The following is a 26,350-nucleotide window of genomic DNA, read 5'->3' as shown; positions in this document are numbered from 1 at the left end:
TTTCATTTTATTTCATATATTGCACTATATGGAATAACTTGATGAGGAATTTTACTTATGGATGAGCAATTAAATAGTTCGATGTTTTTATCATTATAGGATTTTTTAGCCAATACCATAAAAGGTAATATTTTTTTATCATAATCCTTTAGTAGACCACTTTTTAATGATTTTTCTTTTATTTCGTAAAATCTTGGCTCAGTTGAGTTGCTGATATCTAAACCAAGTAAGTATACATATAAAGGTGCAATATGGTAAGCCAGTTGTATTGCAATAGACATTACCGTTCCGCCATCAAAGAACATATTATTGATTCTTTTTGAAAAGAATGAATCGCCACTAGATAGGAAGTTTGTATTATCGCCTTTTGAAACTGTAAAAATAGTAATTTTATGTATCTTCAAGAGCTCTAAATCCCTTTCGGCAATAGCGCATGCAGCACCTAGGCTTAGAAATAAATGACAAGGATTAATTGACTTTATAATATCAAATCTATTTTTTACAAAGGTTACGTCCATTATGATTAATAATGATATCGGTAAATCTCTTTCTTGAGCGATGGTAATAGATCCATTTAAGAAAATATTATGCTCTTTTTTTAAAGAAGAAAGATCTAATGATTTTACTGATGGCCCTGAACCAATGATGTTGATTTTTTTACATTTTAATGAGTTTATTAATGAATGAATGGATATTGTTGGAATAATGTTTCCTTTGAAGGATAAAGTGTTGTCTATGTGTTGCATGTCAGGCCAGTAATTAGCTATATCTTTCATTTCTCTAGGTTTTACTAGCTTTACATATTGCTTTATTAGTTTTCTTCTAGCGATTATTTTAGCTGAGATTATTTTATTTTTAATGGATTTCATCGATTATTCTCAGTGTTTTTGCTATTGCACCTTGATTGCTCTCTACAAAGGATTTTGCTGCTTTTCCCATACTTTCCATTTCATCATTTGAAATGAGGGAGTCTAGCGTATTAAAAATATCATTATCATTTTTGGTTATAGATAAAGCCCTACAACTATTTAGTCGTTCTACAATATCTGTAAAGTTAAAATAGCTAGGTCCTGTCATTATGGGTTTTGAAAGTGCAGCAGGCTCTAATACATTATGGCCTCCTACTTTATTACCAATTAAACTCCCACCAATAAAACAGGCATCTGAGGCTCCGATTAATGTCATCATCTCGCCCATTGTATCACCAAGATAGATCTCGGTCGTTAAGTTTACAGGTTGATTACTCGTTCTAGATACTGTATTGAACTTTTTGTTTTGACATAAAAGCAAGACATTGTGAAACCTTTCTGGGTGCCTCGGTACTAAGATTAATAAAGCGTTGGGATGCTTTATTAATAGTTTTTGATGTGCAGATAAAATAATGTCATCTTCACCTTCGTGTGTGCTTGCAGCAATCCAGATAAAACGATTTGTTCCTAGTGTTGCTCTTAAATTCTGAGCTTTTTGCTTTATTTCTTCTGTGATGGATATATCAAACTTTAAACTACCAGTTATTTTTATTTTGTTGTTTTTAATACCTAAGCGAATAAAGCGCTCTGCATCATCGGTATGTTGACATAAGATTTGAGAGAGGTTGTTGGCTAATAGATTAAAAATAGGCTGAAATTTTTTATAACGCTGCGCTGAACGTTCAGATAAACGTGCATTAATAACAGAAATAGGTGCTCCAGATTGATGAGCATAATGCAGAACATTTGGCCAGAGCTCAGTTTCCATAATGAGCATTTTTTGCGGCTTTATCGCCTTTAAAAATCCTTTAATAGCAAAAGGTAAGTCAATCGGCATATAGCGATGTTCGGCAATATCACTAAGTTTTTCAGCTTGTTGTGCTCCCGTACTGGTTGTCGTGGTGATTACAATGGGAATATTGGGATATTGTTGCTTTAGGGCTCGTATAAAAGGGGTTGCCGCAATGGTTTCCCCAACAGAGACAGTATGAACCCAAATAGGGCGTTGTGATTGATTTTTTAATACAGGAGTGATCCCAAAGTGCTCTTTCCAACGAGAGCCAAAGGGTGGTTTGCCTGGCTTCTTTTTGTATAAAGTCACGAGCAAGAGCGGTGATAATAAAAAGAGTAATAACGTATAGAAATAACGGATCACAAACACACCTTTATAATGTTCGATATGCATCAAGTACGCGTTGAGGAGCGAGCTCTTTCAAGCATTTCAAGTGTCCAAGTGGGCATTCACGCTTAAAACAGGGACGACATTCAATATCGGTATGCACAATGGCCAACTTTTCTGCCAGTGGCGGAGTATATTGAGGTGAGGTTGAACCATAAACTCCAATCACTTTACAACCAACGGCCGCAGCGACGTGCATTAAACCAGAGTCATTACTGATGACAGTTTCACATGCCCCAAGTAAGTCGACAGCTTCAATTAAACTGGTTCTTCCTGCAAGGTCAAAAACATGTTTTTGGTTGTCAGGAGTAATAGCTTGTTGGATGGCAGCCGTTGTAGGTTGATCTTTGGGAGAACCAAATAGCCACACTTGTTTACCTTCTGCAATCATTTGCTCTGCGACAGCGGCATAATGCTCTACAGGCCATTGTTTGGCGGGACCAAATTCTGCGCCAGGACATAAACCGATAGTGATTCTGTCTTTATTTAGCCCAAATTTTTCAATGGTATTTTGCTGAGTAAAGGCATCAATATGAAGTTTAGGTTTCGGTAAGTTTTCTAGCCCTGGCAGAGAGGATGAGTCGATCATTTCAGCTTTTGGATGAGCTAATGCGACATATCGTTCAACCATATATTGAAAAGATTTTTTATTTGGGCGTAGATCATTTAATAGACCATAGCGCATCTCACCCTTCCAGCCGGTACGAACTGGGATATCGGCAAACCAAGGAATTAACGCTGATTTTGCTGAATTAGGAAGGATAAAAGCATGGGTATAGTCTTGATGTTTAAGCTCTTTTCCTAATGCGCGCCGACCTAGTAAATTGAACTCACCATGACCAAGCGGCATTTCAATCGCCTGATGGATTTCAGGCATACGCTCTAAGATGGGTTTGCACCAAGCAGGGGCGAGTACATCAATTAATGCATCAGGATGTTGTTGTTTTAGCGTGATGTATAATGATTGTGACATCACCATATCGCCAACCCAAGAAGGGCCGATGATTAGAATTCTCATAATGTAATCCAGTTATTCTTGTAAAAATTTCAATCGTTTTTCTTTTAAATCTTGCCATTTAAAATCATAAACATAAACACGATCATTGTTATTTTTAGCTTTAGGGTTTAAGACCACTTCAGATTGTGATGATAAAGGATGCCATTCTTTTAAATTTTGGGGATCATCAGCATAAATGGCTAATGTTGGTGTGTTTAAAGCGCTCGCCATATGAACAACTGAGGTGTCAGGAGTAAAGCAGAGATCCACTTTAGATAATAATTTTAACGTTAATTCAAGAGATGGAGTCTCTGAGATGAGAGTCACTCTATCATTATTGATTTGCTTAACGATATTTTTTAATGTGCTTACTTTATCTGGAACCGGGATGAAGTAAAAATGATCATTAGGAAAGTCCTGTAACCAACGAGTTATCAGCTTTGTGGCTTCCACTTCAGAAAATTGACGATATTTACTAGAACCAAAAAAGTTGATAGCGATGTTGTGATACTTAGATAAAGTTGGTAACACAATCTGTTGTTCAAAGGGAATAACAGGAATAGTGGTATCCGTTAATAGCTCTTCTGAGCAGAATAGCTTAGCTGCAGCTAAATACCGTTCCTTAAAATGGACAGCATTTGAATCGATATTAACATTAAAAATTGGGTGTGATTGTTTGTTATACCCAATATTAATAGCGGCGCCTAATTGTTGTAGGGCAATGAGCTCTTTAAAATCAAAACTACTACCTAGTTCGATGACAGCATCAAATTTACCTTGGTATTTCTTAAATCCCAAAGCTGTTTTCTGACTTCGTTTTTCACATAAGAGAATGTCACAACCAGTCGCTTTTTTTATCCAATTAGCACAAAAGGCGGGTGAAATTACGGTTACTTTTATATCAGGTCTAAATTGTTGTAAAGCTCGTATAAAAACGCCACACATAATGGCATCACCGAGTTTGTTATCCCAGCGGAGTATGGCGATAGAGCGAACCATCTCCAGATTTGGTGTCTGACCAGATAATGGATCTTTATCGAACTTTTTAGAAATGCGATGTAGTTTCCATGCTTTTATTCGGTTTCTAATGGCTCTATTTTTAGTTTTAAGCGTTTTTATAATCATTGATGATGGCCATTATTTATTGTTGAAGTAATGATTGAAAAAATTCGAGATGCTGGTGGGCAGTACGTTGAACAGAAAAATTATTAATTACTCGCTGCTGGGCCAACAAACCCATTTTTTTACGGGCCTCGTTGGAATCGCAGAGCAGACGTATTTTATCAGCAATAGCCGTACTGTCATTGACAGGGACAATGTAGCCTGATTCTCCATCTATAAGTAGTTCTTTACCACCTCCAGTAGTGGTCACTATTGAAGGTACAGCCATCGCCATCGCTTCGATAATTGTTTTAGGTAACCCTTCTCCACTTACCGATGGTTGAATTTGCATATCACTAGTAGCAAGAATTTCTGGAACATCTTTTCTATAACCTAGAAAGTGGATTCTCTGTTCCATGCCACTCGCTTTTGCAAGAGCAAGGTTAGCGTCAGTATCCATATCACGGCCAATAAGAAGTATATGTAGTTTTTCTAAATCAAATAATTGCGATGCACTTTCTAATAATACATGAACACCTTTACTAGGACGGGCATTGGCAATACAGGTCGCGACAATTGCATCTTCAGGGAGGTTTATTTTAGAACGAGGAATAGCTTGAGCCTGATACCAAGCAAGGTCATGTCCTTTGTAGATAGTCACGATATTGTCTTTATTCATCCAAACGCGTTTTTGCACATCATCGGTAACCGCTTGGGCTACACAGCTAATGCCATTAACTCGAGGGTGTAAATGAGTAAGATAAGCACTTGGATCATGACGATATAATCCCCCAACGGTTCCACGATAAGTCACCATTTTAGTTTTCTTAAAGCCAATACACGCAAAAGCAGCATTGGGAATAGTCTTGGAGTTCATGGCATAAACAATATCATAATGAGTAGAAGCTAATTCTTCTCGTAGTGTTTTGATGGTTTTACAACATACTTTTTTGGTTGGATAGCAATCAATAACCTTAATACCAGATTCTTTAAAGCGAGAAACGTATTCTGCAGAGCCTTGAGTCATCACCGTGACGGTATGGCCTAACTTGACCATTTCAATGAACATTTCTGCTTCAGGACGAACACTGTTCCAGGTATCTTTGTATGAGCTGAAAATAAGGATATTCATAATGGTAACCTTTTGAAAACTTTATTAAGGGTATTGAAGAACAATGTGTTATTTGTCGTGGTAATGATTTATAAGGAAAAATAAATATTAATTATAAAAGGATGCATTTGAATACATCCTCAGATTCTTCGATATTATTAATTCTAGAAATAAAATCATTGATATCAATAGTAGGAGAAATATTATGTTTACTGAGATCATATCGCCACCATTTTATTTTTAGGAGCTCCATTCTGATTTTTTCAGAGAATCGATAACGTATCAGTTTGGCTGGTATTCCTCCGACAATAGAGTAGGGCTCTACATCTTTGGTCACAATTGAACCTGTAGCAATAACAGCTCCATCACCAATTGCCACTCCTCGTTTTAGTGTGACATTTTCTCCAATCCAAACATCATTACCAATGGTGACTAACTTTTCTTTTGAGGTAAATTGAGTTATTGGCATTATATCCAAATATTCTTGGCCATAAGTAACTCGAGATGTGGTGTATCTATCTAATGGATGGTCATCACCCATAATGTTGACACCTTTAGCAATGGAACAATAGCGACCAATCACGGTATTTTCTGACAAAGAAGAGTAACTGTATGAATATGCACCAATGTCATGGATGAACTTTGAGTGATGCAAGCTAGAGAAACATTCGAGTTTGACTGTTCTATTCGGCAGTTTAAACCGATGCAGGATATTTAATCCTGCAACCGTGATATTTGTTTTTTTTAATTTTTGTTTTATTCGCCACTGATGAATTTTTCTAGCCATGTATATGTATTATCTTATGCGAGAGAATTTAGATTATGAAATGTCAATCGTTATTATTGTATTTGAATTATAGTAGAAGTTATAAATAATAGTTCGATTTTGCTCCTAACAGATTTTTTATCATTTGTAAGGGTTTTTTTCATCGTTAGGTCTAGTCTTTAATAAGCGAAGAATCCACATGTATTGCTCAGGGTTTTGAGTTACATAATGTTCAATACACTCATTCATCATTCTAGCATCTTTATGTTCATTTTCAGTTGGAAATGGGAGCGCAGGATAAATATCAAGTTCAAATTGTCCAGTTTTACTATTGAACATAGCAAATAAAGGTACTATTTTTGCTTTACTTAATTTTGATAATCGTCCTAAACCTGAAATAGTCGCTTTTTGAGTGGCAAAAAAATCAACAAAAACACTATGATCCTTACCCAGATCTTCATCAGGAAGATAATAGCCTAAGTAATTATCCTTCCTAATTGACTTGATGAAAGGTTTAATACCGACACTTCTATCATAAACGCGACCACCATGTTGAACTCTTTGTCTGTGCATTAACCAATCAGCCAGTTGATTTTTTTGGCTTTTTGCCATTGCAGAAACTGGATAACCTCGCGAAGCAAATAAAACCGCAGGGATATCAATTGCCCAAGTATGAGGGACCAATAAGATGACGTTTTCATTGGAATCAATAACTTTTTGGATATTTTCAAAACCACGAATTTCAGTGTGGCGTTCTAACCAATGTTTATTTCGCATGCTTAATGAAGCAAAGTTCATCATGAACATAATTGCTGTCATATACATTTGATAGAGGATGTCAGCTCTTTCGTTTTCTGTTTTTTCGGGAAAGCACATAGATAAGTTTATGCGGGCACGTTTTGCCGCGCCGGATTTTAATTTTACGGCAATAGAGGTCAAGCATTTTGCTATAGCTGACTGAAGGCACTTAGGTAGCAGGCTCATCAAGCAAATAGCAACAATCCCTAACCAAGTTGTCCAGTATTTAGGTGCTAAAAAGTTGAGTTTAAACTGAGGGCTATATGCAAGTTCATCAAAATCATTTCGCTGTTGAGTCATGTAATTATTACCACCAGTTTACTTTATTGTAGAGTTGATACTTAAGTCGAATTATCGTAGTAATTTGTAGATAATTTGATGAACAAATTGTAAGTCACAGCTGAATGTAAGACAATCAGAAAGTCTGTTCTAAAACAAAGTTCAGAAAATAAAAACTGATTAGAATGCTACAAACTTAAGCCAGTTAAAAAGAGTGGATTGATGAAAATAAAGTTTCTTATTCGTGATTTGAAAGTTGAAGGTGTTCAAGTCGTTACTTTGAGAATGGCTAAGTTATTGGTAGAAAAAGGACATGATGTAGAAGTGATTACTTTGTTCGATGAGACTTTGCTACCCATTGATAGCGTATTGAAAGTGACCTCTCTAGGAGTTCAACCTACTAATAATAAAAAGAAAAACAATGATTTGATTAGCCTGGCATTTTCAAAATGGTATCAAGCATCGCCTTCTTTTGATTTTCTAATTGCTTCACATAGTGAAACAATAAAATTGATCTCTAAATATAATGACAAGAGATTAATTCCATGCATCCATAATTCAGATGAATGTTCCTACTTGTCAAGAAATAGTTTAAAAAAATATAAATATAAATTTAAGTTAAGACGGAAGCTTAAAAATAAACATGTTTTTTGCGTATCAGAGAGTATTAAAAAATTTGTAACTTCTTGTTGTGGTGAAAATGTTTTTTCTTCCATTCACACTGTTTACAATCCTTTTGATTTTGCCTGTATACAAGCTAAATCTATGAAACCTATACCAGATTGTTATGTAGACAACTATATTATTTTTGTTGGTAGAATAGAAAAGCAAAAACGTCTAGACCGCTTGGTAAAAGCTTTTTCTTTAATTGATGATTCACAGCTTAAGCTGATTATTCTGGGAGAGGGCGATCTCAAGCCAGAATTAGAAAATCAAGTGTATCAGTTAGGTTTGCAAGAACGAGTTATATTTCATGATTTTGTTGGGAATCCATATCCTTGGATTCGTAAAGCTCGTCTTTTAGCCCTGACATCTGATTATGAAGGCTTGCCAACAGTTTTAATTGAATCACTTTCTGTTGGCACACCAGTTGTAAGTGTAAATTGTCCTTCTGGACCCGATGAAATATTGACAGGAGATTTGTCTCAATATCTAGTGGACTCTTATGATGAGAAAGAGATTGCCAATAAAATAAAACAGGTATTAGCTAACGCTAAAACACCAATTTTAGAATCATCTTATGAAGCATTTTCTAAACAAAATGTGTATCACCGGTTAATAGCAATACTTAACTCATTATGAGCGTTAGTAGACGAATGTATATCCTTGGTAAATAAAAATAGTGGCATAAAAAAGTAAATAACACTTAGATGAGAAAATGGTACATCTGTTAATCCACAAATAAATATTGAAAATATATAAATACTACTCAAAGAAAATAGAGTAAATTTTTTCTGATTAAGAAGAAAAACACCAAATATTGATGAGAATAGAATTAATCCCATTACACCATTTTTGACAGCCATATCTAAAAATTGGTTATGATAGTGCATAGGGTTAAACCGTACGACATTTTTGGTTATTAACCCTTGTTCATAGTGTTTTTTAAACTCAGGGCGGAAATTTTTACTACCGATACCTAATATAGGGTAATCCATAAGTGTTTGAATGCCACTATTCCATATCTGAAATCTGAGACCAATAGAAGTGTTTAAATTTCCATTTTGAATTTGATGTATTTCAGATTGAGTTTGGTTGTAGCGAGTGACAAATGTATCTTTTAATATTGTACCAATAAAAACTGATAATATTGTAAAAGCTAAAATAGACAAAGTAATAAAGGACTTTGATCTGGATATTAAAAGTTTGATTAAAATCATTAAGGCAATAAAGATTAAAGCTAATGCCACTCCACGAGTGTCAGTTAATAACATTCCTGTTATAGAAATTACTGAAGCGATTAAGCATAAACCTTTTAAGTAGATAGAGCTGACTTTTATTGCATAATGAACTTGAGTGATCGCTGCGAGCATGCAGTAAGTAGCAAAAGGAATAGGGTTCATTAATTGTGCATCAACCACAAGCCTATTTATATTGGTTAGGTACGTATTTTGATAAATCAAATAGGCTAAACCAAGAGCATTAAATAGGATCGCAGTGATAACCCATCGCTCATTAAATCGATGTAGGGGAAATAGGTAGTAATATAGTGTGATTAAACCAATAGTGCGAATTAACCCTCTATCTGCACCATGATAAATTTGCAATAAAACTAAATAAAAAACAAAAGCTAACATTGCAATAGAAGTATACAGTTGTTGGCGAGTTTTATATTTCCAAGACCATGCTTTTTTTCGATATAAAAGCAATAAGCTTATACTCGCAACGACCATAAGCCTAGTCATGATAGAACGACCATCATTAGTTAAACATAGGCCTGTTCCTAACCAAATAAAAGGCAAATAGATAAAAACAGTCAACAGTTTATAGCTGTATTTTTTTATATAAAGATACATACGACTCTACAAAAAATGGTGAGTAATAATCGATAAATTATTATTCGAGTTAATATTATTTATTGATTTCCGACAAGTATTCAGCGACACCTTCTGCAACGGTCTTAAACTCAACATCACAGCCTGTTGCTCGTAAGTTTGTTAAATTGGCTTGAGTGTATTCTTGATAAGCACCTTTAAGGTGATCTGGGAATGGAATAGATTCAATAGTGCCTTTGCCATGGTGTTTTACAACCGCTTCCGCAACAGCACGGAAAGGCTCAGCTTTACCTGTACCACAGTTAAAAATGCCAGAAACGCCGTGTTCCATGAACCACAAATTAACTTTGCACACATCACCGACATAGATAAAGTCACGTTTGAACTCATCGCTGCCCTCAAAGAGCTTGGCATTTTCGCCTGCAAGAAGTTGATTGTTCAAATGGAAGGCTACTGAAGCCATGCTACCTTTATGCTGCTCGCGAGGACCATAAACATTAAAATAGCGAAAGCCTGTAATTTGTGACAGTTTTTCACCGTGTGCTTCAGCATCAGCCCATAGGCGGCGCACGTAGTTATCAAATTGTTGTTTAGAATAGCCGTAAACGTTTAGAGCGCCTTCGTATTCACGGGCCTCGATAAATTCTGGCTTTTGTGAATGAGAAGGTTGCGCTCCGTAAGTTGCAGCGGAAGAGGCATAAAGGAAAGGAATCTGGCGATCAACACAATAATGCAGTAATTCTTTTGAATACTCATAGTTATTGAGCATCATATACTTACCATCCCACTCGGTAGTTGCTGAGCATGCACCTTCATGGAAAACGGCTTCAATTGGACCGAAATCATCGCCTGCCATAATTTGTGTCAGGAAGTCATCACGGTCCATGTAATCTGTGATATCGAGATCAACTAAGTTAACGAATTTTTTACCGTTTTTTAGATTGTCGACAACTAAAATGTCGTTGTAACCCGCATTATTTAAGGCTTTTACAAGGTTGCTACCAATCATGCCAGCACCGCCAGTAACGATAATCATATTCACTTCCTAACTCGTTGAAATACAGACGACAGGAGTATAGCAGAAGATTTGTTGTGAGAGGAAATGGTAATGGTAATGGTAATGGTAAAGATAAAGATGGTAGAGAGTATCGAGGACGCTTCGCTCGGGAGCCGAAAAGAAACGGTAAAGATGGTAGCGAGTGCCGAGGGCGCTTCGCTCAGGTGCCGAAAAGTATTATCATCTTCTAACTATGTTTTAGCTTTTGGATAAGTGAACCTAACATTCTGGCTATCAATTCGCATTCTTTTATTAAATGGGCTGGAGAAGATATGTAGCCAACTCTTGCTCCAATAATTATCTGTGTTTTCAACTCACCGATGGAACCTTTCGCAATGGAAAGAAAGTTAATGGTTTCTTTTTTGTGAATTCGTTCATAGCCTTCAGCAATATTACTTGCAACTGAAACAGCAGAGCGGCAAATCTGATCTTTGAACCCAAAGTCTCGGTTATTTTTCATTATTAAATAAATTGTGCAGGACAGGTCTACACTTTTTTGCCAAACATCTAGATTTTCAAATCTCACAATCTCCCCCTTATTTTCGTAAAATTTGCATTTTAATGAGGGACTAGACAGAAATAGTTTGAAATTAGAATGAATGGAGACGGCAGTACAGTAATTATAATTACCTGCTTTGGACTTCTATCTTTTCGATTCTCGAGTGAGGAGTTCCTGCATCTCGAACCATAATTAACTCACGACTAACTAATACTTCAACTTGGTAAGCTTATGGTTCTACCCTTTTAGGTTTTACTTTGAGTTCTTATCTTTTTAGCTCTCGAGCGAAGAGTCCCTGCATCTCGAACCATAATTAACTCACCGACTAACTAATACTTCAACTTGGTTAGATTATGGTTCTATTCTTTAAGGTTTTACTTTGAGTTCTTATCTTTTCGGCTCTCGAGCGGAGCGTCCCCGTATCTCTAGTCATCATTTACTCAATAACTACACAATTATTAAATTGTCTAACTCTATATAATCGCTCCTTAAAAATTCGCTTCGTCTCCGGCTCACCATGAATCAAATGAATCTTTTTTATTTCAGAGCCAATCCCATTAATAAATGCTAATAAATCTTCCTGATCAGCATGAGCCGAGTAACCTGACATGGTATGAATATCGGCATTTACGGCGATCTGTGTATCGTTAATAGAGACATGAGACTCTCCCTGTTGAAGCTCTCGGCCTAAGGTTCCTTGTGCTTGATAACCGGCCAAAATGACATCGGTGCGCTTATTGGGCAACAGAGCTTCTAAGTAATTCATGATCCGGCCGCCGTTACACATTCCACTTGCGGCGACCACAATAGCCACCTCATTGGTTGAAGCCAGTCGATTCACTAATTTACTATGGTCACGATGGGACTCCACGGTAACAAATTGCTCAAAGGCCATAGGGTGGCGTTTACGTCCGATTGAAATCTTCGATTGAGCTTCTTTATCCCAAAGGTCATGAAATTTTAAGTATTGGCGAGTTATTTCTATAGCTAAAGGTGAATCAAGAATAATGGGCAATTGCTGCCAAAAATCATCGTCAGTAGATTCGGTTTCAATACTATGTTCAATTAGCCTTTCAATATCAAAGAGAAGCTCTTGGGTCCGCCCAACACTGAATGCAGGGATAAGAATCACCCCACCATCTCTTAGTGCTTTTTCAACAATCACTTCTAACCGTTTTGAGCGAGTGGCCACATCATCGTGTGTTTTATCGCCATAAGTAGTTTCTATTATCAAGTAATCTGCACGTTTTGGTGAAATAGGGTCGGGAAGCAGCGGAGTATTACGCGGGCCTAGGTCACCAGAAAATACAATTACTTCATCATTAGGAAGCACTATCTCTATATAGGCAGAACCTAAAATATGCCCAGCAGGTTGGAAACAGAAAGATAGCGACTGCGCTTCGCTTCGAGAGCTGAGCTCCGAGTTGTTCGTGCTAATCTCTTCATTTTTATGTATCGCTTTGCTTTTCGGCTCTCGAGTGTAACGTCCTCGCATCTCGATACTTTGCTTTTGCCCGTATTGCAAAGGCACAATCAATGTTTGCAGATGTGATAAGACTTTTTCACGTTGTTGTTGATTTAACCCCAGTTGCAACTTTAATCCATCGTCTAGCATTAAGGGGATCAGTTCCGCTGTGGCTTCTGTGCAATAAATAGGTTTCTTAAAGCCCGCAGCAAGTAACCAAGGTAAACGGCCAATATGATCGATATGGGCGTGTGTCACCAATAAAGCATCAATATTGTCTATATTAAATTCGATCTCTAAAGGTTGGCTATCCTTACCTTGAAATAGCCCACAATCGATGAGTAAGTGCATATTATCCACTTGAAGTTCGTGGCAAGAGCCGGTGACGGTATCTTTGGCACCATGATGGATAAGTGTGTAATCATATTGTTGGTGTAGGCGATATGGTTTTGTCGACATAATGGCATTCATTAAAGTTTGTCATGTTGACCTGTAGAGTAACTGTTATGTTGAGTGAAATTTGCGCAACCAATCATGCTTTCGACCTAGTTAACTGTTTTTATTTATAAATGTTGTCTATGTATCACATATAAGAATGACGGCTTGATTGAAAATCATTCACCTTGAGCTCGCGAAAAAGTAAGCTTGGTGATAGAATTCGAGCAAATTTTTTTACTTTCTTTTTAGAATAACGCCTTGGGGATGCGTCTAACCTCCGGGCGGTAGCGTATCAATTTTCAGGAGTTTATGTGAATCAACCACAACCCCCTTCTTCAATGTCGCAGCCTTCACCTGCACATCAACAACAGTTACCACCGCATTATTATCAACAATCTCAAGATGATGTAATAGATTTGCGAGAGTTATTTAATCTGTTATGGCAAGGTAAATGGACGATTGTTATTTGTACTGTTGTCTGTGCTGCTTTAGCTATTGCTTATGCGCTATTAGCGAAAGAACAATGGTCTTCAACTGCTAAGATTACTAAACCCCAGGTGAGTGATTACAGTGAGTATCAAAACCAGGTTGTACAGTTTCAACCTATTTTTGATATTTACCAAGAAGATGGAACCGTTTTAGTCAGTGAAAAACTGGATGACTTAACGGATGCTGAAAACTTATATGATTTATTTATCGATGAATTTAATTCGTCATCAAATAAAAAAGCATTTTTAGAAACATCATCTTTATTTCAAGCTGAAAAATCCCAATTAGATGATCCTAATAATGAAGATGCTTTACGCAAGCTATATAGTGCTTGGTATCAACTTTTAAACATTAAACCTGAAAATGCAAAAAAATTGATGGACCTTATGTATTAACTGCAAGTGCAGAAACATCGCAGCATAGCTTTGAAATGTTGAATAGCTATATTGCTTTTGTAGATAGTAAAGTTCATACCAAAGCGTTAAATAACTTAAAAGCGATGATTAGTTCTAAGCAAAATGAACTTAAACAACAATCAGTCATACTTTCTAAGCAAGCTGACCAAAGATTAATTGTTGAAAAAGAACGGAGCGAATATGCATTAAAAATTGCTGAAGCAGCTGGTGTGAATAAACCAATACAGAACTTTGGTGCCAATGAATTGTTCGCTATTAATTTAGGGTCGGATGCTCTTAAAGCTAAAGTTCATGCATTAGAAAAATTAAAGAATTTAAGTGTAATTGAGCCAAGATTAGAGCAGTTAAATTCTAAATTAGCTCAAATTACCAACTTGAATATTGATAAGAATATAAAGTTCTCGGCATATCGTTATTTAGATCAACCAGAAAGAGAAGTGTCTAGAGATAAACCTAAAAGAGCTTTAATTGCTGTTTTAGGGGTGTTACTAGGTGGCATGATAGGTGTTGGGCTTATCTTAATACGTTCCGCGTTTAGAAAAAATTAATAAGATAAAAGTAATTATTACTTAATTTAAACAAATAGATATCACTATATTCACTATTTACCCTTTTTCAAGAAACTTTTGAAAAAGGGGGGTTGTTAGTAATAAAAATGATGATTTTATAGGAAATGATTTTTTTTAGGACCTATTGGGACAGAAAATAGAAAGTTTAGTAAAACCTAGACTTAGCAAGGCCCCACGCCATTTTATCTGTCTCAAAACGAAACAAAAATGTCTCACCCCTTTCAAAAACCTGAGACCTCATGTGGCAAAAATGCAACCTAGATTAAGACCCCAAACTGTCCTTTTTTGGAGTTTGGGAGTAATGTCTGTCGTCGGCTCGCATCTGTTTCGCTTCTTTGGCGCAAGCTTCGATATGAGCATTTAAGAGATAGAGTTGACGTAAAAGAGTGAAAACAAACATAGGACATCCTTACGCTTTCTATGGGTAATAAATCCCACTATACCGTTTAAATATGGAGAGAATGTGAGGGGCATGGCTGAATTGATATTCATTGCCATAAAATCAATAAATATCAGTGTATTAATTTTTAATTTCAAGCTTGTTGACCAATATAAATTAACCGATACAAGTGGCAATAAATTGTTAGTAGAGGGGAGGATAGTAACGGTACTGAATTGTACGCAATGTTGGTAGTTTAGGGGGCATGTTAACTTCCCAATAAAGACTTGCTATTGACTTATTGGTACCCTAAAACTTCTAACTTTTAGAGGCTATGTTGTTTAAGTTTTTTCTTAACGAAATTACGGTCTTTCAAACTAAAGTTACTAGATACATAAAGAACTATTAATCCTTAATTTCCCCCCCCAAAAAAAATCATACTACTGATGACTGGGATTTTTTTGAGTAGTATGTCACTTTCAGATATATAGCTCTAAACGAAAGGTGAATATTGAAATAGTTGACAAGGGCCTGCGTGGAAAAAAGATAAGGTATTTGACTATTCAAGTTACACGTTCGAATATCGACCTTAAAGGATTGCTAATGGTGAGTCAGGAGCGTGGTAGCATGTTTTTGTGATAGAGATCATCATCATTCTTAATATTTAACAGCATATTAATTTAATTAATTATAGTAAAACTACATGAAAAAAGTATTAATGTTTTCACATGAGTTTCCTCCATTCATCGGCGGAGTCGGTAGTGTTGGGTATCAAATAACAAAGTGGTTGAACGAAAAGGGATACAAAGTTGATGTCTTAACTCGTTATCAAAAAAATATTGATTATATTCAGGGGGTTAACTTCAAAGTTGTGAAAGTTGCTCCTAAATTTTGGTTTCTATCATACAAAAAATACTTAAAGAAATTAGACTTAGGGTCTTATGATGCGATCATTTTGAATGAATGTGCTCCAACGATCGTTGCAGGAAAATATTTTTCAGATGAGCTATTAAATAAGTCAATAGTATACTTACACGGACTGGAAGTCGAAAATATTTATACTAAAAATAAAAGAAATTTTTTGAGAAATTTGTTTGGTTTTAGATGTGACCACTTACGGGCTGTAAATAAAGCGAAAAATGTAATTGCCGTAGGCAAGCACATGAAATCAAAGTATGTTGAATCTGTTAATAATGAACTAGTTAGAGGAGTTGATGTTATTTACGCAGGTTTAGATATCAATCAATTTGATATTGTTAACACTTCTGAGAGAATTAAACCATTTACATTAATATCATCAAGCCGAATAGTAAAAGAGAAAGGTTATTTTGATAAACTTGAAATATTTAGGTTTTTAACAAAGAAATTAGATTTGAATTGGATTATTTGTGGAGATGGTGACGATTTAAATGAATTAAAAAGTAGAGTTAATTTATATGGTTTATCAGAAAAGGTAGATTTTAAAGGCTATTGTAGCCGAAATGAATTAAAAAAACATTATTCTAATGCTGATATATTTTGGTTGTTATCTAATTATGATGAGGCGCTTCCATTGAGTTATATTGAAGCTCAATTGTCAGGATTACCAACCGTAGGTAGGAATAAAGGAGGAACTAAGGAAACTATCTTGGATGGAATAAATGGTTTTCTTGTAGATGGTGAAAGAGATTGTATTAATAAACTATCTTCGTATATCATGTCAGATAAAAAATTCGATCGAAAAAACGTAAGAAAGAGTGCAATGTACTTTAATATAGATACCACTTTACTTAAGTTAGAAGCGCTACTATGAAAAGAAAATATTTATTAATAGACATATGTGGCACCTTGTACAAGGAAAATACTACTTTTTCTTTCTTAGATTACTTTTATAAAAACAGGTTAACAAACGTAAGAAAGTTAATTTTCATTAAGGTAATAAACAAGATTTCTATGGTTTTATTTGGTTTTGATTTAATAAAATATTTTTCTTTAAAGTCATTAAAAGGGGTTCCAAAAGATGAGCTATATAAAAAAGCTAAAGTTTTTGTCAGAGAAAATCTAAATAAAAACATAGCTATATTTGACTTTATAGAATCGAAATTGTCTCATGGTTATGAATTAAAGTTAGTATCCGCTACAATTGATCCTATCGCAGAGGCTATTTCTATTGAACTAGGGATACCTTATATTTCTAGCCAGTTAGAGTATAAAAATGATATATGCTCAGGCAAGCTAATGAAAGATATCTTATTGTCTAAGAGAGAAATCGTCATGAATGAGATTAATGATTATGATGTATTAGAGATAATTACTGATAACAAGACGGATATATCTTTATGTCATCTGTGTACTAATTTTTATTCAGTTTCTTATTCGAGAGAAAGTACTATTTTCTGGTATAAAAATGGAGCGAAAAATGTATATGAATTTTAATTTCTTTTTTGTACCATTTTTCTATTTTATAAAAACCAGAGCCAAAAGTGATATTAAGGTAATATCATGGGTTTTAATATATATATTCCCTATTTTTATTTTTGATTTTATTTATAATCATCAATTGTCATTTAAATCCATTCTGATTTCGGCATTTATATATACATTATATGAGATTGGTTATATCTATAATGATACAGAAACCATAAAAAAAGAGAAGAAGCCTACTATAAGACTAAGAGAGGAAAGCTTTTCTTTTTATGAAGGTAACAAGGTGGTTATATATTTTTCAAGATTAATCATTGCTATTCTTCTTAATGTTTTCTACGTTTATTTATATAATGACTTAAACATAAACTACATATGGTTTATATTGCCAGTTTTTTTTGTATATAATTTAACAAGAAGTAGGTTTAATTTAATATTACATTTTTTTCTTGTTATTTTAAGGTATTCACTTCCATTTTATATTTTTACTAACGATATATATTCTATATTATTTTCATGTTTTCTTTTTCCAATAATTAACCTTATAGAAAGGTGTTCTGAACAAAGGTTCAATATATCTAATTTTCAAAAATTCATTTTGTCAAATAAAAAGAATGGCAGGTATATATACTATTTTATTGTTTTTATTGTTTTTTTGTTTTTACATTTACAATTTAAATTTATCGATATAAGCTATGTGTTAATAGCATTTTATTATTTTTTATTTCGATATCTATCATACACCTTTGTTAATTCTTAAATAAAAGTGAAATATATAATTTAAAGGTTTGTATTTAAAAGTTTTTTATTTTTACATCTATAAAGTTAATCGATGTTAATGCTTAATATGAAATTTATATTAACAATTTTATTTCATCAGGATTTCTAGGAGGGGGAGTGATAAGAAGATTTGATTTTATAAAACATTTAATGTTATACGTTATGCTATTTGATATTTTATTATATTGTTCAAATACATATTGGTTTGATACACCAGGTTACTTACAATTATATTTGTCTATAATAAAGGTTTTATGTGTTTCTGTCTTTTTCCTACTCTACGTTTCAACTTTAAAATTTAATAAAAAAGAAATTATAATTGATGTCATTGTTCTGATAATTTGGTTATATATATCTTTTGTAATATTTTTAAATAAAGATACTTATGGGATTGCTGGTAAGGAATTTGTATCTGCTCTGGATCAGCATAAAGGGTTTTTAATAAATTTCTTATTTTATTATGTGCTTGGAAAATCTTTATATATTGATGATAAAGTTATAAGTGTTAGAGTGTATATCTTATTTTATTTTTTCTTAATTCTAGCAATGTTAATTTCATTTGATGTTAACAAATTTGTCTTATTGTCAATATCAGAAGATTCAATATATACAGGTAGTTATTTACAAATTGGTGACTTTTTATCAATATTGTCATTGATTTTTTTGGCATATATTAGATCGGAGAAATTACAATATCTTTTGATTATATTATCAGGGTTAATGTTATATCTAGTAGGAAGCAGGGGGGCTCTTTATGCTTTTTTATTAACTATAACTATTTATATCATTTATGACTTTAGGAATATGATTAATATTAGAAAGGTTTTATTAATATTTATACTATCATCTTTTTTTCTGTTATGTGTCGGTGTTTTTTCTGATATTTATTCAGACTTTAATTTGAAAGATTCAAGGATGTTATCGATACTTTTTAGTTATGACGATGATTATTCGGCGAATGCAAGAAATATATTATTATCTCAAGGTCTAGAGGATATAATGAACAACTTTTTTTGGGGGGATTTTTCAGGTCAACTGAAACATTATGGTGACGATCAAGGAACTAGATGGGGTGGATATATTCACTCTATTTTAAGCTATTGGAGACAATTTGGTCTGATACCTTTTATATTGTTTTCATTGTTATGGTTTTACAGCTTTGTGTTTATCTTAATGAAAAAAAATATACAAATTAGCACTAGAAATAAAACAACATTTTTGATTCTTATTTTTTGCTTCATGGAAATGTTGTTTGTTAGATCATATTTTACTTCTTACCTTTTAATCGGACTTGGTTTGTCGTCCACTAATATAAATCTGAAAAAGTATGAAAATTGATGTATCTATTATTGTTCCTTTCTATCAAAGGGCAAAAAATTTTGAAAAGATCTATAGTACTGTATTAAATCAAACATTAGTAAACTGGGAGTTGATTCTAGTCGATGATGCATCGACTGATGTCGAAGACCTTAGAAAAAGTGTTAATATAGCTAACGACTCTAGAATTAAATTATTTTGTTTTGAAGAAAACCAAGGTGGTGCTGTTGCTCGGAACAAGGGGATTATAGAATCAAAAGGGAAATACATTGCATTTCTAGACTCAGATGATTTTTGGATAGAAGATAAATTAGAAAAACAAATTTCACATATAGAAAAAAACAATTCGGATATTGTGTTTTGTGATTTAAAAGTGGTTGATAATAATCTAAAACTTTTAGAAGAAAAAAATGTAGATTATAATGATAACGAAGATGTATCAAATTATATCTTTGTTAAAGATGGAATTATACAAACATCATCTTTGCTAATAAAATCTCAATGTGTGAAAGATACTTTATTTAACCCTGTATTAAGACGTCACCAAGATTATGATCTTGTTCTTAGATTATATAAAAATGGTTATCTTTTTTCTAAAGTTAACGAGCCTTTGGTATATTGGGTTAATGATGGGAACTCAGTGATATCAAGAGGTGCTAAATACTCATTGTGTGTCAACTGGCTAAGAGTATATAAGGAGTTTATGACATCTGAAGCTTCAATTAATTATGCTTCAAAAATATTGTTTTGGATGGCTAGAAACGATGGAAATCGGATAAAATATTTTTATGATGTTTTTGAAGTTTTTGGTCTAGTTAAATCTTTCTACATCATTAGTAAGATCTTTATAAGAGTTTTACGAAAGGTTTTTTATGACTGTAATAATTGAAAGAATATTTAGGCTTGCTTCTGGTCTTATTTTTACAATAATTTTATCTAAAACCTTACCTGTTTCAATTTATGGAGAATATACATATTATCTTAGTATATTTTCTATATTATCATGTGTTGCCTCATTTGGTTTAGACGACTCTATAAAGAGATTTTATCTTTCACCAGAAATAAGTAATAATTATTTAACATTAGCCATAATAATAAAAACAACTTTATCTGCTATTTTAACAATTTTCTGTGTTTTTTATATTTCTATTGTTGATAATAGAAGTTGGTTGATTTTTTTTCCATTTTTTATTTTTAGTGGATTTTCTAGTTTTTTCTTAAATCTATCTTTGATATCAAATAAATTAAGGGAGGTATCTTTAATATCATTAGTTTATAATATTTTGATATCATTATTAAAACTTTTTTCTTTGTTTAATTTCGGCTTTGAAGTTTTTGTTTATATTCAGTCTTTAGAATGGTTTTTAATATCAATTATTTTTTTGAAAAAATTTGATGTAGACTTTTATAACTTTAATTTTTCTAAAAACCTACTAATTAGTCTATTAAAACCATCGGTTCCTTTATTTTTATCATCATTGGCAATAATAGGTTACTATAAAATTGATCAAATATTAATAACACACTTTTTAGGTTTCGAATCTAACGCAGTTTATTCATTATCATCACAGTTTGTTATCTCGGCTGGAATCATTCATGGAATATTAATTAATAAATCCTTCAAGAATATTTATTCTTTAAAAGATGATAAATTAAAATTATCCGCTTTGATGCGTAAATATTATTCTTACTCTATAATTGGGGTTTTTTTTATTTTATTAGTTGTCGCTACTGTCTTTCCTATTTTATTCAACTATATATGGGGTGAGCAGTATCATCTTGTTCCGAATCTGGTTTTATTTGGTATTGTGGGTTTGTTTTTTTCAGGGGTTGGTCTTCTTCATACACAGAAACTTATAGCTTTAGAGTTAGAAAATTATAGAATGTATAGAGTATTTGCAGGGCTGATTTGTAATATAATACTTAATATAATTTTTATACCTATATTAGGCATTTATGGTGCAATATTGGCGACAGTGTTATCTCAATTATTATCATCGGTCATTTTAAATTTATTTTTCAAAAGAACAAAAGATGACTTTTATGAACAGATTTATTCAATTTTCAATTTTTGGCGGTTGTAATGAAAGAAATTATACGTAAATTTGTTAAATTATTGGTTTCTCCAATAGTATTGGTATTTTTTATCTTATATAAGCTAAAATTAGCTCAATATAAAACGATAACTATTTTTATCTCAAAAATACCTGGTTTTATAGGGAACACACTAAGGCAATTATTTTATGAGTTTACTTTAGATTATGTAGGTAATAATTTAAGGGTTTTTTATGGATCTTATATAGTTTATCCTAATATCTCTATAGGTAACAATTGTACTATAGAAGAAGATTGTATTATCAGTCTATGTAATATAGGTGATGATGTAATAATCGCTGCAAACGTCTCCATAATGAGCGGTAATAAACATCATGATGTTGATGATACTATCAATACGTTTTATAACTCTAAATCTATACAAAAAAGAGTTATTTTAGGTAACAATCTATGGATCGGTGTTAGAAGTGTTATCATGGCTGATATATCTTCACATACTGCAGTTGGAGCTGGTAGTGTTGTTACTAAAACTTTTCCAGAATATATGGTTATTGCTGGTATTCCTGCAAAAGTAATAAAAAGTAGAATTAATTAAATAGTTTTTTACTTGGTTATATTTGATGGTTTTAATGAATTTCTAGTTGTTATTAAGATTAAGAAATTATTGAAATTTAATTTTAAATAATATAAAAATTATAATTTAAATTGCATGCAAGTTCTAGGGTTTAAATTAAATCATAGGTTTCTAATTAATTAGTTAAGATGATAATAATTTACCATATATAGATTAGGGGAATAGATGAAAAAGGTAGCAATTATAATGAGTGTATATCACTCAGATCGTAAGGTTGAACTTGAGTCTGCGGTGAATAGTATGTTGTTACAGACATATGAAAATATAGATATCTTTCTATACCGTGATGGTGCAGTGCCAAGTGATATTCAGTGTTATCTTGATTCACTATCGTTAAATGAAAATATAAATGTTATAGAAGATCCTATTAACAATGGTCTTGCGAATGCACTTAATAATTTAATAGACTTAATTGTTAACCTTAATGACTATGATTACATTGCACGTATGGATGCAGATGATATTTCTCGCTTAGAAAGGATTGAGCGTCAAGTTGACTTCCTAAATGCTAATAATGAAATTCATGTTTGTGGAACATCTTGTAGAGAGTTTGGTGCTTCATTCGCATTGACTGAAAAACATTTGCCTAAGACACATGATGAACTGAGAAGTTTTAGTATTACACGTTGTCCCTTTATTCATCCGTCAGTAATGTTTCGTTCACAAATTTTTTATTCGGGAATTCGATATTCAACCAATACTTCTTTTACTGAAGATATGGCACTTTGGTTTGAGTTACTACATCTGGGATATAAATTCTCTAATATTAACGAAATTTTATTAGATTATCGCCTGAATGAAAATACAGTTCATCGGCGGAAAGGTTTAGGAAAGGCAATTAGTGAAGTAAAGTTAAGGTATTATTATATGTTTAAATTAAACGAATTATCATTTAAATCGATACTTTTGATTTTTTCTCGTTTTGTATTCCACTTACTTCCTAATTCTTTGATGAAGTTAGCATATAAACGTGCTAGATGAAAAACGCTGCTAAGCTGCATGGCGTATATAGATTCAAACCCAGTTCGGGCTGGCATGGTGCAATGACTTGAAGAGTCTGAGTTTACTTCTATTTATGAGCGTATTCATTCTGTGGCTTGTAAAGGGGATGAAAGGAAAGGTGATTTGTCCTCTTTACCAGTTAAGGGCTTGGCTGGCTTTTTAGGTAATGAGCGACAAATTCATTCTTCGGTATTTTTCAAGTTAGGTGGTATTGAGTTCTCTTGGTTAGATGGTTTCACTTTAATGGAAACTTTAGGTCAAGTGGTGCGGCCTAATAAGCGTGGTCTTCTTTCGCCATGTCATAATACAATCCTTGAACGGCTAAGCATGAATAATGCGGAATGGCTTAAACTTTCAGAAAGTTTTGGAGGAAAATTTCGCTGCGCTGTAGGGTCTGTTAAAAAACTTGAAAACTACGCATTACACACCAATCGTGCATGGGTATCTGGACAACGCTTGATGTCTGTTTAAGTTCAATGATGGCATAGCCGAGTTTATTTACACTCAGTACCCATATTGAGACAAGCTCCAATTTAGATCCTTTTTTCTATTTTTTTAGTTGCCTATAACTCCTTATGTCTCAGTGGTGAGACAGAACTGAGACTGTTTTGTTTACTCCTGATAATGATCTTTGTCAGTAACTATAAATCGTGTTCAGATAGTTCGGTGGGATTACCTTTCATTGTGATAAATATTGATATAAATAACCCTAAATACACGATAGGTATTTAGGGTTAAAGTTATATTTGATGTGATTAAATTTCAGCCTCTGCCTCTACTTCAGGAGGGGTCATATCAGCTGTTAATACTGGTTCAATACGTGGTGTAGTGGTACAGTGATTTTGGTCACCTAGTTAGAGGTGATACCATCACCTCGTAAATCATTAGGTGAAGAAAAATGACCAAAAAATCACGTAAGAATTTCAGTCCAGAATTTAGATTAGAAACCGCTCAACTTGTATTAGATCATGGCTATACACACGAAGAAGCGGCGCAAGCCATGAACGTTGGTTATTCAACCATTGGTAAATGGGTTAAGCAGTTAAAAGAAGAGCGGCAAGGTAAAGCACCCAAAGCAACACCAATGACGCCAGAGCAGCTTAAAATACGTGAACTTGAAAAAAAGATAGAACGTATTGAATTAGAAAAAGAAATTCTAAAAAAGGCTACCGCTCTATTGATGTCAGACTCACTGAACAATTCGAATTAATCGAAAAACTCAATAAGAGCAATAAAAACAAGTACTCAGTGAAAATCTTGTGTACAGCGTTTGGTGTCCACCGTAGTAGCTTTAAATATTGGCAAATGCGTGACAAATTACCTTCAACTAAGCAGCTTTTATTAGAAAGAAAAGTAAGAGATGCTCATGCCCAAAGCGGAGGTTCAGCTGGTGCTAGAACGATAAGTTGTATCATTACCAATGATGATAGTGATATTACGTTAACCCGTTATCGTGCCAGTAATCTTATGAAAAGATTAGGATTGGTGAGCTGCCAGTTACCGCAGCATTCATATAAAAAAGCGACAAAAGAACATGTCGCTATTCCTAATTTATTAAACCGCCAATTTAATGTGACCGCACCGAACAAAGTTTGGTGTGGGGATGTCACTTACATTTGGACTGGAAATCATTGGGCATATCTAGCTATCGTTATCGACTTATATTCTCGTAAGCCTATAGGTTGGACTTTGTCCAATTCGCCAGATAGCGAATTAACAATGAAAGCGTTAACAATGGCTTACGAATTACGAGGCAGACCCAAAGGCGTCATGTTCCACAGCGATCAAGGAAGCCACTATACGAGCCGTAAATTTAGACAACGATTATGGCGATACAAGATAAAGCAAAGCATGAGTCGACGTGGAAATTGTTGGGATAACTCCCCGATGGAACGTTTTTTCAGAAGTTTAAAAACTGAATGGGTTCCAACTACGGGCTACAGTAGTTTTCATGAAGCGAAAATAGAGATAACAAAATATATCATTGGCTATTACAGCCAAGTCAGACCCCATCAGCATAATGCTGGTTTAAGCCCCAATGAATCAGAAAGATTATATTGGATGAACTCTAAAACCGTGGCCAATTTTCATTGACCACTACATGGGTGATATGCTGTTTCATATGCATATGCAATAGATAGTAATGTGTTTTCAGCAAACTCTCGACCTAACATTTCTAACCCTACAGGTAATGGAGTTTCGGATTCTATTGATGAATATCCTACAGGCATTGTTAATGCAGGGAAGCCAGTAAATGGGCTCATACGGTTCGCAGAACCTGTCGACGTTGGGCTTTTACCATAATCTCCTGCTAAACCAGTTATAGTTGGATAAATTAAAACGTCATATGACGCACCTAAACTTTCTCCGTTAACATCAGTGTTATCCAGTGCCCTCATGAATCGGCCTCGAACTACATCTGGACGCTCATATACGTTTTTTAAATAAGTGTCATCATTCCAACGATCCCCACCTAAAGAAGCATAAAGAGAAAAACTGCCTTCACTTGAATCTAAGTATTGACCACTAGCATATACTTCATCAATGCTTCTTAAGTGTTGATCGACTGAAGTGCATCCATTCGTTGAGTTGTGGAATAGTACAACCTTGGGGATATCAGAAGTGGTGTACATTGGAGTATTTGAAACCGTTGCAGGTTATCTGCTATGGCTAAATGGCGTACGTCACCTTGGTTCCGCGAATGCTGCTCTATTCTTCAATCTTGTTCCGATTTTCTCCGTGTTAACGTCCTATATGCTTGGCCAAGAAGTTACTGGGTTGCAACTGTTTGGTATTATGGTTGTTATTGCAGGTTTGCTGCTGCCACGTATTTCCCTGGTTAAACGCGAGCCTAAAATTTACGCTAAATCCTAAATAGGTACACAGTTAATCATTGATAAAGGCAGAAGATTTTTGCCTTTTTTTTTAAATTTGGTATAGGGATTGAGTTTGACCACAAACGACGGCCTAGAAAGCCTAAGTTGCAGCTTAAGCTTAGGTCTCACATTACCCAAAAGCAGAGTTAATTTCCCATACAAACATTTAAGGTTTCAAGATACTTTTCCTACGGTATTCTTCTTGTTACCGTGCTGTCATTATGTGATTGAGCGGTGCCATTTTTGCCACATTCATACTCGGATTTTTTCGGCCCA

The 26,350-nt window shown here is 33.9% G+C and carries 25 protein-coding genes; 13 read left to right on the top strand and 12 right to left on the bottom strand.

What is annotated here, in order from left to right; all coding sequences use genetic code 11:
* Positions 1 to 2 precede the first annotated feature (2 nt).
* The 7 genes from VCA1004_RS10310 to lpxM all read right to left on the bottom strand — a co-directional run bounded on the left by VCA1004_RS10310 (position 3) and on the right by lpxM (position 7,221).
* On the bottom strand, positions 3 to 869 hold the full coding sequence (locus VCA1004_RS10310; protein WP_086981679.1) for a hypothetical protein: 867 nt from the start codon (positions 867 to 869) through the stop codon (positions 3 to 5).
* On the bottom strand, positions 856 to 2,154 hold the full coding sequence (waaA, locus tag VCA1004_RS10305) for a lipid IV(A) 3-deoxy-D-manno-octulosonic acid transferase (RefSeq protein ID WP_086981678.1): 1,299 nt from the start codon (positions 2,152 to 2,154) through the stop codon (positions 856 to 858). Before waaA ends, VCA1004_RS10310 begins: the two co-directional genes overlap by 14 nt.
* Positions 2,135 to 3,166 (bottom strand): lipopolysaccharide heptosyltransferase II, encoded by a 1,032-nt coding sequence (gene waaF, locus VCA1004_RS10300; protein ID WP_086981677.1) that lies wholly within the window; start codon positions 3,164 to 3,166, stop codon positions 2,135 to 2,137. The genes waaA and waaF overlap by 20 nt, the downstream gene beginning before the upstream one ends.
* Before the next feature lie 12 nt (positions 3,167 to 3,178).
* Complete coding sequence (locus VCA1004_RS10295) at positions 3,179 to 4,270, bottom strand: glycosyltransferase family 9 protein (protein ID WP_086981676.1); 1,092 nt, start codon at positions 4,268 to 4,270, stop codon at positions 3,179 to 3,181.
* Positions 4,271 to 4,286: 16 nt separating this feature from the next.
* Entirely contained in the window at positions 4,287 to 5,378 is a 1,092-nt protein-coding gene (locus VCA1004_RS10290; RefSeq protein WP_086981675.1) for a glycosyltransferase family 4 protein, read from the bottom strand.
* Positions 5,379 to 5,469: 91 nt separating this feature from the next.
* Entirely contained in the window at positions 5,470 to 6,144 is a 675-nt protein-coding gene (locus VCA1004_RS15305; protein WP_086981674.1) for a CatB-related O-acetyltransferase, read from the bottom strand.
* Positions 6,145 to 6,264: 120 nt separating this feature from the next.
* Complete coding sequence (gene lpxM, locus VCA1004_RS10280) at positions 6,265 to 7,221, bottom strand: lauroyl-Kdo(2)-lipid IV(A) myristoyltransferase (protein WP_086981673.1); 957 nt, start codon at positions 7,219 to 7,221, stop codon at positions 6,265 to 6,267.
* Between the two features lie 201 nt (positions 7,222 to 7,422).
* On the opposite strand from lpxM, the gene VCA1004_RS10275 reads away from it, so the two are divergent.
* Positions 7,423 to 8,502, top strand: coding sequence for a glycosyltransferase (locus VCA1004_RS10275; RefSeq protein WP_086981672.1), 1,080 nt, complete (start codon positions 7,423 to 7,425; stop codon positions 8,500 to 8,502).
* Here VCA1004_RS10275 and VCA1004_RS10270 read toward each other — a convergent pair.
* The 4 genes from VCA1004_RS10270 to VCA1004_RS10255 all read right to left on the bottom strand — a co-directional run bounded on the left by VCA1004_RS10270 (position 8,469) and on the right by VCA1004_RS10255 (position 13,175).
* Positions 8,469 to 9,716 carry an O-antigen ligase family protein gene (locus VCA1004_RS10270; RefSeq protein WP_086981671.1) on the bottom strand — a complete coding sequence of 416 codons (1,248 nt, stop codon included), beginning with the start codon at positions 9,714 to 9,716 and terminating at the stop codon, positions 8,469 to 8,471. The two genes, VCA1004_RS10275 and VCA1004_RS10270, sit on opposite strands and share 34 nt — an antisense overlap.
* Before the next feature lie 55 nt (positions 9,717 to 9,771).
* Positions 9,772 to 10,731, bottom strand: coding sequence for an ADP-glyceromanno-heptose 6-epimerase (gene rfaD / locus VCA1004_RS10265; RefSeq protein WP_086981670.1), 960 nt, complete (start codon positions 10,729 to 10,731; stop codon positions 9,772 to 9,774).
* Between the two features lie 208 nt (positions 10,732 to 10,939).
* Positions 10,940 to 11,278 (bottom strand): four helix bundle protein, encoded by a 339-nt coding sequence (locus tag VCA1004_RS10260; RefSeq protein WP_086981669.1) that lies wholly within the window; start codon positions 11,276 to 11,278, stop codon positions 10,940 to 10,942.
* Between the two features lie 409 nt (positions 11,279 to 11,687).
* Positions 11,688 to 13,175 (bottom strand): MBL fold metallo-hydrolase, encoded by a 1,488-nt coding sequence (locus VCA1004_RS10255; RefSeq protein ID WP_086981668.1) that lies wholly within the window; start codon positions 13,173 to 13,175, stop codon positions 11,688 to 11,690.
* Between the two features lie 290 nt (positions 13,176 to 13,465).
* Here VCA1004_RS10255 and VCA1004_RS15300 point away from each other — a divergent pair, with 290 nt between their 5' ends.
* The 11 genes from VCA1004_RS15300 to VCA1004_RS10205 all read left to right on the top strand — a co-directional run bounded on the left by VCA1004_RS15300 (position 13,466) and on the right by VCA1004_RS10205 (position 25,292).
* Positions 13,466 to 14,038 (top strand): Wzz/FepE/Etk N-terminal domain-containing protein, encoded by a 573-nt coding sequence (locus VCA1004_RS15300; protein WP_232012597.1) that lies wholly within the window; start codon positions 13,466 to 13,468, stop codon positions 14,036 to 14,038.
* 35 nt (positions 14,039 to 14,073) lie between these two features.
* Positions 14,074 to 14,607: a GNVR domain-containing protein gene (locus tag VCA1004_RS15295; protein WP_232012596.1), complete on the top strand. Its 534-nt coding sequence runs from the start codon at positions 14,074 to 14,076 to the stop codon at positions 14,605 to 14,607.
* A gap of 1,103 nt (positions 14,608 to 15,710) precedes the next feature.
* Positions 15,711 to 16,799 carry a glycosyltransferase family 4 protein gene (locus tag VCA1004_RS10245; RefSeq protein ID WP_086981667.1) on the top strand — a complete coding sequence of 363 codons (1,089 nt, stop codon included), beginning with the start codon at positions 15,711 to 15,713 and terminating at the stop codon, positions 16,797 to 16,799.
* Entirely contained in the window at positions 16,796 to 17,422 is a 627-nt protein-coding gene (locus VCA1004_RS10240) for a haloacid dehalogenase-like hydrolase (protein WP_086981666.1), read from the top strand. Before VCA1004_RS10245 ends, VCA1004_RS10240 begins: the two co-directional genes overlap by 4 nt.
* A gap of 885 nt (positions 17,423 to 18,307) precedes the next feature.
* A complete protein-coding gene (locus VCA1004_RS10235) occupies positions 18,308 to 19,528 on the top strand; it encodes an O-antigen ligase family protein (RefSeq protein WP_086981664.1) in 1,221 nt (406 codons plus the stop codon).
* Positions 19,518 to 20,396, top strand: coding sequence for a glycosyltransferase family 2 protein (locus tag VCA1004_RS10230; protein ID WP_086981663.1), 879 nt, complete (start codon positions 19,518 to 19,520; stop codon positions 20,394 to 20,396). Before VCA1004_RS10235 ends, VCA1004_RS10230 begins: the two co-directional genes overlap by 11 nt.
* The gene (locus tag VCA1004_RS10225) at positions 20,380 to 21,591 is read left to right on the top strand and encodes an oligosaccharide flippase family protein (RefSeq protein WP_086981662.1); all 1,212 of its coding nucleotides are present in this window, start codon (positions 20,380 to 20,382) and stop codon (positions 21,589 to 21,591) included. The genes VCA1004_RS10230 and VCA1004_RS10225 overlap by 17 nt, the downstream gene beginning before the upstream one ends.
* Positions 21,591 to 22,157: an acyltransferase gene (locus VCA1004_RS10220; protein WP_086981661.1), complete on the top strand. Its 567-nt coding sequence runs from the start codon at positions 21,591 to 21,593 to the stop codon at positions 22,155 to 22,157. Before VCA1004_RS10225 ends, VCA1004_RS10220 begins: the two co-directional genes overlap by 1 nt.
* Positions 22,158 to 22,361: 204 nt before the next feature.
* On the top strand, positions 22,362 to 23,177 hold the full coding sequence (locus tag VCA1004_RS10215) for a glycosyltransferase (protein WP_086981660.1): 816 nt from the start codon (positions 22,362 to 22,364) through the stop codon (positions 23,175 to 23,177).
* 144 nt (positions 23,178 to 23,321) lie between these two features.
* Complete coding sequence (locus VCA1004_RS10210; RefSeq protein ID WP_086981659.1) at positions 23,322 to 23,669, top strand: hypothetical protein; 348 nt, start codon at positions 23,322 to 23,324, stop codon at positions 23,667 to 23,669.
* Positions 23,670 to 24,096: 427 nt separating this feature from the next.
* Positions 24,097 to 25,292 (top strand): IS3 family transposase gene (locus VCA1004_RS10205; RefSeq protein ID WP_086981658.1). Its coding sequence is split into 2 segments (ribosomal slippage): positions 24,097 to 24,355 and positions 24,355 to 25,292, totalling 1,197 coding nucleotides; the frame shifts between segments, so codons are not numbered across the junction.
* Here the strand turns inward: VCA1004_RS10205 and VCA1004_RS10200 are convergent.
* Positions 25,286 to 25,831 (bottom strand): amidase family protein, encoded by a 546-nt coding sequence (locus VCA1004_RS10200; RefSeq protein WP_126000530.1) that lies wholly within the window; start codon positions 25,829 to 25,831, stop codon positions 25,286 to 25,288. The two genes, VCA1004_RS10205 and VCA1004_RS10200, sit on opposite strands and share 7 nt — an antisense overlap.
* On the opposite strand from VCA1004_RS10200, the gene VCA1004_RS10195 reads away from it, so the two are divergent.
* Positions 25,824 to 26,072, top strand: coding sequence for a DMT family transporter (locus tag VCA1004_RS10195; RefSeq protein WP_232012595.1), 249 nt, complete (start codon positions 25,824 to 25,826; stop codon positions 26,070 to 26,072). The two genes, VCA1004_RS10200 and VCA1004_RS10195, sit on opposite strands and share 8 nt — an antisense overlap.
* Positions 26,073 to 26,350: the final 278 nt, after the last annotated feature.

Origin of the sequence: Vibrio aphrogenes (assembly GCF_002157735.2) — a bacterium.
In the GTDB taxonomy this organism is placed as follows: Bacteria; Pseudomonadota; Gammaproteobacteria; order Enterobacterales; family Vibrionaceae; genus Vibrio; species Vibrio aphrogenes.
This window is presented reverse-complemented; position numbering and strand designations above follow the sequence as displayed.

What these genes read in the sequence shown, in the direction of transcription:
- VCA1004_RS10310 (WP_086981679.1), bottom strand. Translation starts at nt 869, where the DNA reads ATGAAATCCATTAAAAATAAAATAATCTCAGCTAAAATAATCGCTAGA.
- waaA (WP_086981678.1), bottom strand. Translation starts at nt 2,154, where the DNA reads ATGCATATCGAACATTATAAAGGTGTGTTTGTGATCCGTTATTTCTAT.
- waaF (WP_086981677.1), bottom strand. Translation starts at nt 3,166, where the DNA reads ATGAGAATTCTAATCATCGGCCCTTCTTGGGTTGGCGATATGGTGATG.
- VCA1004_RS10295 (WP_086981676.1), bottom strand. Translation starts at nt 4,270, where the DNA reads ATGATTATAAAAACGCTTAAAACTAAAAATAGAGCCATTAGAAACCGA.
- VCA1004_RS10290 (WP_086981675.1), bottom strand. Translation starts at nt 5,378, where the DNA reads ATGAATATCCTTATTTTCAGCTCATACAAAGATACCTGGAACAGTGTT.
- VCA1004_RS15305 (WP_086981674.1), bottom strand. Translation starts at nt 6,144, where the DNA reads ATGGCTAGAAAAATTCATCAGTGGCGAATAAAACAAAAATTAAAAAAA.
- lpxM (WP_086981673.1), bottom strand. Translation starts at nt 7,221, where the DNA reads ATGACTCAACAGCGAAATGATTTTGATGAACTTGCATATAGCCCTCAG.
- VCA1004_RS10275 (WP_086981672.1), top strand. Translation starts at nt 7,423, where the DNA reads ATGAAAATAAAGTTTCTTATTCGTGATTTGAAAGTTGAAGGTGTTCAA.
- VCA1004_RS10270 (WP_086981671.1), bottom strand. Translation starts at nt 9,716, where the DNA reads ATGTATCTTTATATAAAAAAATACAGCTATAAACTGTTGACTGTTTTT.
- rfaD (WP_086981670.1), bottom strand. Translation starts at nt 10,731, where the DNA reads ATGATTATCGTTACTGGCGGTGCTGGCATGATTGGTAGCAACCTTGTA.
- VCA1004_RS10255 (WP_086981668.1), bottom strand. Translation starts at nt 13,175, where the DNA reads ATGTCGACAAAACCATATCGCCTACACCAACAATATGATTACACACTT.
- VCA1004_RS15295 (WP_232012596.1), top strand. Translation starts at nt 14,074, where the DNA reads ATGTTGAATAGCTATATTGCTTTTGTAGATAGTAAAGTTCATACCAAA.
- VCA1004_RS10245 (WP_086981667.1), top strand. Translation starts at nt 15,711, where the DNA reads ATGAAAAAAGTATTAATGTTTTCACATGAGTTTCCTCCATTCATCGGC.
- VCA1004_RS10240 (WP_086981666.1), top strand. Translation starts at nt 16,796, where the DNA reads ATGAAAAGAAAATATTTATTAATAGACATATGTGGCACCTTGTACAAG.
- VCA1004_RS10230 (WP_086981663.1), top strand. Translation starts at nt 19,518, where the DNA reads ATGAAAATTGATGTATCTATTATTGTTCCTTTCTATCAAAGGGCAAAA.
- VCA1004_RS10225 (WP_086981662.1), top strand. Translation starts at nt 20,380, where the DNA reads ATGACTGTAATAATTGAAAGAATATTTAGGCTTGCTTCTGGTCTTATT.
- VCA1004_RS10220 (WP_086981661.1), top strand. Translation starts at nt 21,591, where the DNA reads ATGAAAGAAATTATACGTAAATTTGTTAAATTATTGGTTTCTCCAATA.
- VCA1004_RS10215 (WP_086981660.1), top strand. Translation starts at nt 22,362, where the DNA reads ATGAAAAAGGTAGCAATTATAATGAGTGTATATCACTCAGATCGTAAG.
- VCA1004_RS10200 (WP_126000530.1), bottom strand. Translation starts at nt 25,831, where the DNA reads ATGTACACCACTTCTGATATCCCCAAGGTTGTACTATTCCACAACTCA.